This window comes from Candidatus Benthicola sp. (genome assembly GCF_058719085.1).
In genome coordinates this window covers 47,558-57,259 of the sequence record NZ_JBZQEK010000138.1, presented here as the reverse complement: position 1 = coordinate 57,259, position 9,702 = coordinate 47,558, and the positions used below count along the sequence as shown (strand labels likewise).

The 9,702-nt window shown below is 68.2% G+C and carries 9 protein-coding genes; all 9 read left to right on the top strand.

The genetic code is table 11. The features are described from left to right. The first annotated feature begins 115 nt into the window (after positions 1-115). Complete coding sequence (locus tag AC36XV_RS10670; RefSeq protein ID WP_492203666.1) at positions 116-1,462, top strand: M16 family metallopeptidase; 1,347 nt, start codon at positions 116-118, stop codon at positions 1,460-1,462. Between the two features lie 102 nt (positions 1,463-1,564). Then, positions 1,565-2,098: an NUDIX hydrolase gene (locus tag AC36XV_RS10665; RefSeq protein WP_492203665.1), complete on the top strand. Its 534-nt coding sequence runs from the start codon at positions 1,565-1,567 to the stop codon at positions 2,096-2,098. Between the two features lie 217 nt (positions 2,099-2,315). Next, positions 2,316-2,969, top strand: a complete 654-nt coding sequence (locus tag AC36XV_RS10660) for a sigma-70 family RNA polymerase sigma factor (RefSeq protein ID WP_492203664.1) — start codon at positions 2,316-2,318, stop codon at positions 2,967-2,969. 189 nt (positions 2,970-3,158) lie between these two features. After that, positions 3,159-3,719 (top strand): anti-sigma factor family protein, encoded by a 561-nt coding sequence (locus AC36XV_RS10655; RefSeq protein ID WP_492203663.1) that lies wholly within the window; start codon positions 3,159-3,161, stop codon positions 3,717-3,719. 43 nt (positions 3,720-3,762) lie between these two features. Continuing rightward, positions 3,763-4,788 (top strand): DNA polymerase III subunit delta, encoded by a 1,026-nt coding sequence (holA, locus tag AC36XV_RS10650; protein WP_492203662.1) that lies wholly within the window; start codon positions 3,763-3,765, stop codon positions 4,786-4,788. Beyond that, entirely contained in the window at positions 4,785-5,645 is an 861-nt protein-coding gene (locus AC36XV_RS10645; RefSeq protein WP_492203661.1) for an SPOR domain-containing protein, read from the top strand. The genes holA and AC36XV_RS10645 overlap by 4 nt, the downstream gene beginning before the upstream one ends. Further along, the gene (mutS, locus tag AC36XV_RS10640; RefSeq protein WP_492203660.1) at positions 5,642-8,224 is read left to right on the top strand and encodes a DNA mismatch repair protein MutS; all 2,583 of its coding nucleotides are present in this window, start codon (positions 5,642-5,644) and stop codon (positions 8,222-8,224) included. The genes AC36XV_RS10645 and mutS overlap by 4 nt, the downstream gene beginning before the upstream one ends. After that, positions 8,221-8,664, top strand: a complete 444-nt coding sequence (locus AC36XV_RS10635) for an energy transducer TonB (protein ID WP_492203659.1) — start codon at positions 8,221-8,223, stop codon at positions 8,662-8,664. Before mutS ends, AC36XV_RS10635 begins: the two co-directional genes overlap by 4 nt. Then, positions 8,654-9,700 (top strand): PLP-dependent cysteine synthase family protein, encoded by a 1,047-nt coding sequence (locus AC36XV_RS10630; RefSeq protein ID WP_492203658.1) that lies wholly within the window; start codon positions 8,654-8,656, stop codon positions 9,698-9,700. The genes AC36XV_RS10635 and AC36XV_RS10630 overlap by 11 nt, the downstream gene beginning before the upstream one ends. Positions 9,701-9,702 lie beyond the last annotated feature (2 nt).

Below are 9,702 nucleotides of genomic sequence, written 5' to 3'. Positions count from 1 at the left end.
TCCGAGCCGTCGCGGATCTCGCCGGCCGCGTGCTCACGCGGGAGCGCCGCACGGGAGTCGACGTGCTTCCGGCAGGCGGGGAAGGCGTGCCCGCGCCGGCTCCGGGAGATCACCGGTGACCTTCGATCGATCGCGACCGCCCCGGCCCGCGGCTGCCTCCCCTCTGCCCGAGCACGCCCGGGTCCGCGGGGATCTCCCGAACGGAGTGGACCTCACGTACGTGCGTCGGGACACCCTGCCCGGAGTCATGCTGGCCCTGGCACTGCCCGCGGGGTCCGCATCGGTCGGGGTGGATCGCGCCGGTCTCGCGTCGTTGGTGGCGAAGGTGATCCCCGAGGGCGCCGGCGGACGCGACTCGCGGGAGATGGCCGAGTGGATCGATCGGCTCGGGGCGCAGCTCACGGTATCGGTCGGGTATGACTCGATGGTCTTCCGTCTTCACGCCCTGACGGAGACGCTCGAACCGGCGCTGGATGTCCTGGCTGCCGCCGTCCTGGCCCCCGACTTCCCGGAATCCGAGGTGGACCGCTGCCGGGCCGAGCGCCTCGACGCGATTCGACGGGCGAGGGACGAACCGTCGGACGTTTCGACCGACCTGCTCGCGGAGGTGCTGTTCGGCGACCATCCGTACGGTCGCCTGCCACGCGGCCGACGGAGCACGGTGGACGGTCTCGGACGAGCGGACCTGGTGACCTTTCACGCCGACCGTTTCGACCCGCGTTCTGCGACGCTGGTGGCGAGCGGTCGGGTGCCGCACGACTTCGAGGAGCGGGTGGCGGACCGGTTCGGATCGTGGTCCGGCGTCGGGGGCGAAAGCGTGCTGCCCGGGGACGTCGAGGGTGGCGATTCGGCGCGCATCGTGCTGGTGGACCGGCCCGGCAGCCGCCAGTCGGAGATCCGGATCGGGGGAATCGGTCTCCGGAGAGGCGACCCGGAAGAGGCTGCATTGCGGGTGGCCAACGCGATCCTCGGCGGCCTGTTCAACTCGCGTCTCAACCTGAATCTGCGGGAAGACAAGGGGTGGACCTACGGAGCGCGCTCGAGCCTTTCTCTGCGGAGGGCCCGAGGACCGATCGTTCTGAGCGCGGCGGTGGAGACGAGTATGACGGCGGCGGCCGTCCGCGAAATGCTCCGCGAGGCCGCGCGGATGGGCGATGCGCGGCCTTCCGCCGAGGAGATGCGGACCGCCGCAGGAGCGCTCACCCGATCGCTGCCGCTGCGCTTCGAGACCAGCGCCCAGATCGTGGGGCGCATCGTGGAGGAGAGAGTCTACGGACTGCCTTCCGACTACTGGCGTCGGTTTTCGGCGACGATCGAGGCCGTGACGCCGGAGCAGGTGCGAGACGTTTCATCTCGACTGTTGAATCCGGAGGCTTTTGCGGTGGTGGTCGTCGGCGACGCCGGGGTCGTACGTTCGGATCTGGAGTCGGTGGGCACGGTTCAGCTCCGCTCGGCACCTTGAGTTTCGGGGTGTTTTCGGTTATTTTTGGCTTGAATCCACGGTGATCGATTGAACGAATCAGGGTCGGACCGGGGGGCCGCGGCGCTGCGGAGGAGTCGTTCCGTGTTCCGCGGCCGCGTTCTCGATGTTCGGGAGGACACCGTGCGATTGCCCAACGGCAGCGAGGCGGTCCTCGAGGTCGTTCGGCACCGGGGCGCGGCCGCCGTGTTGCCCGTGTACCGTGCGGATGAGTGTCCTTCGGGAACCGGTCCGGACGTCGTATTGTTGAAGCAGTACCGATACGCGGCAGGTTCCACGCTCTGGGAGGTTCCGGCAGGCAAGCTGGATGACGGAGAGTCCCCGGAGCGTTGCGCGAGACGGGAGCTGGAGGAAGAGGCGGGAGTCGCGGCGGATCGGCTGATTCCGCTGATGCCGCTGCTGACCACGCCGGGCTTCTCGGACGAACGGGTCTACCTGTTCCTGGCCACCGGGCTCCGGGATGGCTTGCAGGAACTGGAGGAGCACGAGGTCATCGAGTGCCACCGCATGGCTCTCGCCACGGCGGTCTCGATGGTCGAGTCGGGCGAGATCGTGGACGCGAAGACGGTCTGCCTCGTGCTGATGGCGGCTCTCTCGCCGGAGTTGTGGCGCGACTGAAGGCGCGATGCGCCCGGAGGTCCCGCGCCGGCTCCGGCCGCAACAATCGAGTCGCGGCGGGTGTCAGAAGGACAGGGGAAAAGATCAGGGCCCGGTGATGACTGCGCCGGGAGATTCATAGAGAAGCGACAGACGATGGTGGAGTGGCCCGGCGGTGCTTTCGGGACCGTCCAGCGGTCGCTTCCGGGCGGAAGACCGGGGAATGCGGGAGGACACCATGATCAAGGCGAACCGATCCGTGGAGCTCGATAGATCTTCGTCGCGCGTCGAAAAGCGCGTCGTCCGCTCGGACCTGAGGGACATGGATGATGCGGCGCTGGTGGCCGAGTATCTCGGAGGCCGGCGGCACGCGTTCCACGAGCTCGCCGAGCGATACCACACGCGTCTCCTGAACTTCATCTATCGGACGATCGGAGACCGGGATCGGGCGGAGGACCTGGTCCAGGAGACCTTCGTGCGCGTGTACCGGCACCTTCACCGGTTCGATCCGACCAAGAAGTTCTCGACGTGGATCTATACGATCGCCAGCAACCTGGCCAAGAACGAGCTCAGAAACCGTTCCCGGAACCCGCTCGTGCTCTTCCAGGCGATCAAGAAGCACTGGGAGGCCGATCATCGGCCGCTGCAGTGGGAGGACAGCTCCTATTCGCCGGATGACCTGTTCCGGAAGCGCCATCTCAGGGAGCAGGTCGAGAAGGCGGTCACCGAGCTGCCGGAGCATCATCGGGTCGTGTTCGTGCTGCGCGAGATGGAAGGGAAGACGTACGAGGAAATCTCGGAGATCACCGGTGTCACCCTCGGGACGGTCAAGTCGAGGTTGAACCGGGCGCGCAACAAGTTCGCCCAGATCATAGGGCCGATGCTCGAGTAGGCGGGCCGTTCGGCATCCAACTCCAGCGCACGGCACAGAGGCGGCTCACGGGCCGCCTCTGTCGCATCCGGGAACCCCGCTTCGAATCCCGGGAACAACCCTTCCTCAGGCGCGTAGTAATCGCACGCTGGAGGCAATCGACCCGATCGGGTCGATGGGCGAAATCACAACGCAGCCGGGCGTTCAAGTATGTCGTGCGACGAGTTCATCGAAGCCTACACGGACTTCCGGGACGGTCTCCTGGATGTCGAAGCGCGGGAGCGGGCCGAGGCACACCTCGCGGCCTGCCCGTGCTGCACCCGTTACCACCGGGTCATGCAGCGCGGTCTCGATCTCCTCACCAGCATCCCGCCCGCCCAGAGCTCCGAAGACTTCATGCCGAGACTCCGTCACCGCCTCTACAACGTCGATTGTGGCGTCACGGAGGGCCGGCGGAGCTTCGGGGGAAGCGCAGCCCTGGTGGGCGTGGCGGCCGTCGGGCTGCTGGCTCTCTTCTGGCTTCCCTTCGCCGCCACGGTTCCTCTCGAGATGGAGTTGCCCGCGGTTTCGGCGCAGTACCCGCCCCCGGGCAGCGAGGACGTTCCGTCGCTCTTCCGCAGCGGTCCGTTCGTGAGTACCCTCCTCGTCGAAGAGCAATCGAATCGCGATGGATATCTCGCGGAGTACGAGTGGCCGCCTCGTCCACAACCCACGTCGGTAGCCATAGAAGCTTCCTACCTCAGGTCGGAGCCCGCGCTCTTCAGCCGCTGAGCCGCCCCATGTGTCTCTCTGAAAGCCCGCGGCGGGGGATCTCTTGAGTCTCGCAGCGGATCGCCGTCTGAGCGCGCTGGTGGACCGGGGCGAGGTGGAGGGCGTGTTCTTCTTCCACGGGGACGCGGAGCGACTGCGAGACGACGCGGCCCGGCTTCTCCTCGACGCGGCCGTCGAACCAGCCACCCGCGACTTCAACCTGGATGTGTACCGGGCCTCCGACGTCAGCCCGGAGACCCTCGCCGCCTCTCTCGCTATGCCGCCGGTGATGGCGCCGCGTCGCGTGGTCGGCGTCTTCGGCGCAGAGCGGCTGACGCCGACGGGCTGCGGCGTCGTCGAGGAAGTGCTGGAGCGGACGCCGCCCGATCTCACCCTCGTCGTCACCGCCTCCATCCCGAAGGGTTCTCGAAAGGCCTTCTATCGGAAGATGAAGAAGGGGGCCGTATCCCTGGAGTGGACCGCTCCCCGGGACGCAGAGATCCCGGGGTGGCTCATCGAGAGAGCCTCCGAGAAGCATGGGCTGACGATCGACGGACGGGCGGCGGAGGCGCTGGCTGCGGCAGTGGGGGCCGACCTGGGGGTTCTCGAGGCGGAGCTGGAGAAGCTCGCTTCCACGGGTGACGGCGGGACGATCACCGTAGAGCAGATCGCGGAGCTCGTGCCCAACGTGCGGCCCGTGAACCGGTGGGCATGGCTCGATGCGGTGGGCGGCCGGGACTACCGCGGGGCTCTGGCGGATCTTCCGGCTCTTCTTGCGGCGCCGGATTCCAACGCCGTGGGCCTGATCAACGCTATGACCGACCATCACCTGCTCCTCGGCCTGGCGGTCGAGGGGGGCGCCAGCCTCGTGGAGCGGACCCTCGTCGAAGTCGGCAAGCCGTACCTGAAGTTCAAGGTCCGCAGCTTCGTCGCGCAGGCACGCCGGTGGACCGGCGAGGAAGTCGATTCCGCCCTCCGGTTGCTCCGGCGGGCCGACGCTCGCGCGAAGACCACGGGAGGCAGGGACCAGGCCGTGCTCGAGGAACTGCTTCTCGGGCTCCAGACCGCTCGAGTGGCCGGGGTTCCGTGAGCGCCCGGGCGAGATTCAGCGCCGGGCAGCGGCGGCGCGCCCCGGCTTCGTGGCGTGTGGCTGCGGCGGTCCCGCTGCTCGCCGCGCTCGCTTCGGCGCCACCCGTTCACGCGCAATCCGGCGCCCTCCTCGACTCGGCCGAACAGGCGGCAGACCTCGGGAGAGTGGACGAGGCACGGGAGTTCCTCGATCGGTGGTTCGCCTCCTCCGAAGCGGCGGAACGCGAGGCCGACGTGGAGAGGGCACGCTTCCTGAGAGCCCGGCTCACGAGAGACCTGGACTCGGCGCGCGTGGACTATCTCTGGGTCGCGGTGCGAGGCGATGAGCGGTTCGGGGCCGCCGCCCGGCTCCGACTCGCTCAGCTCTACGTGGCCGAGGGCAGACCGGATCGCGCAGAGGAGAACCTCGAGCGGATGCGGGTCGACTATCCCGGAAGTCCGCTGACGTTCGAGTCCTGGTTGTGGACCGGCAACGCCAGGTGGGCGGCCGGTGATCGTGCCGGCGCTTGCGCCGCGTGGGAGCGGGCCGCCTCCGTTTCTTCCGGTCCGGGGGACGAATCGGGCCGGGCGCTCGTCCGATCCGCTCTCGAAGATTGCCGCGGGGCTGCCGGCGATCATGGCGGGGCGGAGTTCTTCTCCGTGCAGTTGGGGGCGTTCAGCTCCCGGGAGACGGCGGAAGAGCTGAGGAACCGGGTCGTCGCGTCGGGGCAGGCGGCGCGCGTACTCACGCCGGACGAGGCCGGTGGGCTGTACCGGGTCCGTTCCGGACGTTTTCAGGGCCGGGAGGAAGCGGCCCGCCATGCCGTCCGTCTGGCCGAAGAGGGGTTCGAGTCCATCGTGGTGCCGGAGGAGCGATGAGCCGGGCTGCGACGAACACTCCGCTCATCCAGCAGTACCTGGACATCAAGTCGCGTCACCCGGACTCGATCCTGTTCTTCCGGGTCGGAGACTTCTACGAGATGTTCTTCGAGGATGCCGAGGAGGGAAGTCGGCTCCTCGGGATCACCCTGACCTCCCGCAACAACGGCGGCTCGGGTGACGTTCCGCTGGCCGGAGTGCCGGCGAAGGCGATCGATGAGTACCTCCCCAAGCTGGTGCGGCAGGGTCGGCGCGTGGCGATCTGCGAGCAGGTCGAAGACGCATCCGAGGCGGACGGCATCGTGCGCAGGGAGGTCACGGAGATCGTCACACCCGGGGCCACGCTGGAGGATTCCCTGCTCAGCGCGGGGCGAAACAACTTCGTCGCGGCGATCGCCGGCGAGTCGATGCTGGCCATCGCCACGGCCGACCTGTCGACCGGAGAAGTGGAGGTCCGGGAGTGCGCCCCCGCGGCGCTGGCCGACGAGCTGACGAGGCTGGAGCCCGCGGAGGTGGTCACGGCGACCGGCACCGGCGAGCCGTCGAGCGGTCCGTGGATCGTGACGGAGCGGGAACCATGGCGATTCTCCACGGACGTGGCCTCGGAAGTCGTGAAGAGAGTCTACCGCGTACGCGACGTCGCCGGCTTCGGGCTCGACGGCGAAGAGGCCGGACACATGCTGAGCGCGGTGGGTGCGGTGCTCGGCTACCTGGAGGAAGTTCGGCCCGGCGGAACGGGTCATCTCAAGGTCCCTCGAGTGGAGCGTTCGGGTCATCACCTGCACCTCGACGAGATGACGCGCCGCAACCTCGAGGTGGTGGAGTCGATCCGCGGTGACGGGGGGTCGACCCTTCTCCAGGTGCTCGACCGGACTCGAACGCCGATGGGACGCCGGATGCTGCGTCGGCGTCTGCTGGCGCCCCTGGTGGATCTCGCCGAGATCGAAACGAGACTGGAAGCGGTCGACGAGCTTCACACATCTGCCGGGGACCGGCAGGCCATCCGGGAGGCGCTGAAGGACGTTCAGGACCTCGAGCGGCTGGCGGCCAAGATCGCCACCGGTCGGATCAACCCGCGTGAGCTGCTGGCCCTCGCGCGTTCGCTGCGTGTGCTTCCCCGCATCGTGGAGGCGATCGGGGAGCCCGGGGCGGTCCGCCTGCGTGACCTTCTCCAGGAATTCGACCTGCTGGACGATGTTCGGCAGGCGATCGAGACGGCGGTCCATCCCGAGGCTCCCTCTCTCCTTTCGGCGGGAGGCGTGATTCGCGCTGGCTACTCCGAGGAGCTGGACGAGCTTCGCGAGCTGCGGGATGGGGCGGTGACCTGGGTGGCCGGGCTCCAGCAGAGCGAGCGGGAGGCGACGGGGATCGAAAGCCTCAAGATCGGCTACAACAAGGTCTTCGGCTACTACATCGAGATCACCCGTGCGAACCTGGCCAGGGTACCCGAGCACTATATCCGTAAGCAGACGCTGACCAACGCCGAACGGTACGTCACCCCGGAGCTGAAGGAAGGCGAGGAACGGATCCTCGAGGCCGAGACGGGGATCGAGGCACTCGAAGCCCGGCTGTTCACGGAGCTTCGGGAGTCCCTCTTGTCCGCTACGGGGCGCCTGCAGGCCACGGCCGAGCGCGTGGCGGAGCTGGACGTGCACGCGGCGCTCGCCGAAGTGGCGGAACGGAACGGATATGCGAGGCCGCAGGTGCATGCCGGCTTCGGCTTCGACATTCGCGCGGGACGCCACCCGGTCGTCGAGGAGATGATCGCGCGGGAGGATTTCATCCCGAACGACCTGACGCTGGATCGGGATGCGTTCGCGATGATCCTCACGGGGCCGAACATGGCCGGCAAGTCCACCGTGCTGCGCCAGGTCGGCCTCATCGCGCTGATGGCCCAGAGCGGTTCGTTCGTGCCGGCGGATTCCGCCGCGCTCGGAGTGTGTGATCGGATCTTCACCCGGGTCGGCGCGAGCGACAGCCTCGCCCGGGGCCAGAGCACCTTCATGGTGGAGATGACCGAGACGGCCGCGATCCTCAGCGGGGCCACCGAGCGCAGCCTGATCCTGCTGGACGAGATCGGCCGGGGCACCTCGACCTACGACGGGGTGGCCATCGCCTGGGCGGTGACGGAGTACATCCACGACCGCGTCGGGGCGCGGACGATCTTCGCCACCCACTACCACGAGCTGGTCGAGCTCGCGGACCAGCTGGACGGCGTGACTGCGTGGAACGTGGCGGTGCGGGAGACGGGAGAAGACATCGTGTTCCTGCGCCGTCTCGAACCCGGAGGCTGCGATCGGTCGTACGGCGTGCACGTGGCCCGACTGGCCGGAGTCCCACGCGAGGTGATCGACCGCGCATTCACGGTTCTCCACGAGCTGGAGGACGGGCCCGGCGGAGGAACGCGACTCAGCCATCTCGGGGACAGGGAGCGCGGACAGCTGACGCTGTTCGACCTTCGGCCGTCGAGGGTCCGGGAGCGACTGTCGGAGCTGGACCCCGACCGCATGACCCCCATGCAGGCTCTCCTCGCCCTCGAGGAGCTTCGTCGTCTGGCGGCCGAAGAGGACGGCTCGTGAAGAGGCCCGATGGTGCGGTCCGGCTCTCCATGTCGCGCTGCGGCCTGGGCGCGGCGGGCATCGTCGTTGCGGCATCGCTCGCGGCCTGCGCCGACACGGTCAATCCGACCGCGGGCGGGCTGAAGCTCGGGGTTCAGAACGCTCCTCTCAGGCCGCCGGTGCGGATCGACTCGGCCCAGGTCTTCGAGTATCCCCGTACCGCCTGGTCCCATGGGGCCAGCGGGACTACGGTGCTCAAGATCCTCATCTCGGAGACCGGCGCCGTCGATTCCGCGTTCGTGCTCGAGTCGAGCGGCGACCCGGCGCTCGATTCGGCAGCGATCGCCAACTCGCGACGACTGGAGTGGGAGCCGGCCCGCCGCGGAGGTCGTCCCATCCCGATCTGGGGTCGACTGCCTGTCATCTACCCGCGACCGGAGGACCGTCCCGATGAGCCATAGGGCGCACCCGAAACCGTACGACGACGTGCTCGCGACGATCGGCTGGACACCCCTGATCCGCCTGAACCGGGTCGTCGATGGGGCCCGCACACCGGTGTTCGTGAAGGCCGAGTCGTTCAACCCCGGAGGCTCCGTGAAGGATCGAATCGGGGTCGCCCTGATCGAGGCGGCGGAGGAGGCCGGTCGGCTCGAGACGGGTGGGACGATCGTCGAGGGCACCTCCGGGAACACGGGGATCGGGCTCGCGGTGGCCGCGGCGGTCAAGGGCTATCGCTGCGTGTTCACGATTCCGGACAAGATGAGCGAGGAGAAGATCCGGCTGCTTCGGGCCTTCGGAGCCGAAGTGATCGTCACGCCGACGGTGGAGCCGGACCACCCGGAGTACTACGGGACGGTGGCCCGCCGGATCGCGGACGAGACGCCGGGGGCGTTCTTCGTCGATCAGTTCTACAACCCCGAGAACCCGGCCGCGCACTACCGTACCACCGGCCCCGAGATCTGGGAGCAGACCGACGGTCGGATCACCCATTTCGTGGCCTCCCCCGGCACCGGCGGCACGATCAGCGGAGCCGCCCGGTACCTCAAGGAGCAGAAGCCCTCCGTTCGGGTGATTGCCGGGGACCCGAGGGGATCGGTCTTCGCGGGCTACGCGGAAACGGGAGCGGTCGGGGAGGGAGACGCCTACAAGGTCGAGGGAATCGGGAACGACAAGCTGCCTGCGACGCTGCAGTTCGAATGGATCGACGAGTTCCGGACGGTCGACGATCGCACGGCCTTTCAGATGGCTCGCCGGATCACGCGCGAAGAAGGCCTGTTCGTGGGCGGATCCACCGGGCTGATCGTGCACGTGGCGGTGGAGGTGGCCCGCGAGGTGGATGACCCGGATGGCTGCGTCGTGGCCATCCTGTGTGACACCGGAGAACGGTACCTTTCGAAGGTGTTCAACGACGAGTGGCTGGAAGCGAACGGTCTGGGCGACCTGGTGGATGATGCGACCGCGAGAGCCGGAGCGCCTGCGGGGTCCACGGGTGAGTGACG

What these genes read in the sequence shown, in the direction of transcription:
- mutS (WP_492203660.1), top strand. Translation starts at nt 5,642, where the DNA reads ATGAGCCGGGCTGCGACGAACACTCCGCTCATCCAGCAGTACCTGGAC.
- AC36XV_RS10660 (WP_492203664.1), top strand. Translation starts at nt 2,316, where the DNA reads ATGATCAAGGCGAACCGATCCGTGGAGCTCGATAGATCTTCGTCGCGC.
- AC36XV_RS10655 (WP_492203663.1), top strand. Translation starts at nt 3,159, where the DNA reads ATGTCGTGCGACGAGTTCATCGAAGCCTACACGGACTTCCGGGACGGT.
- AC36XV_RS10630 (WP_492203658.1), top strand. Translation starts at nt 8,654, where the DNA reads ATGAGCCATAGGGCGCACCCGAAACCGTACGACGACGTGCTCGCGACG.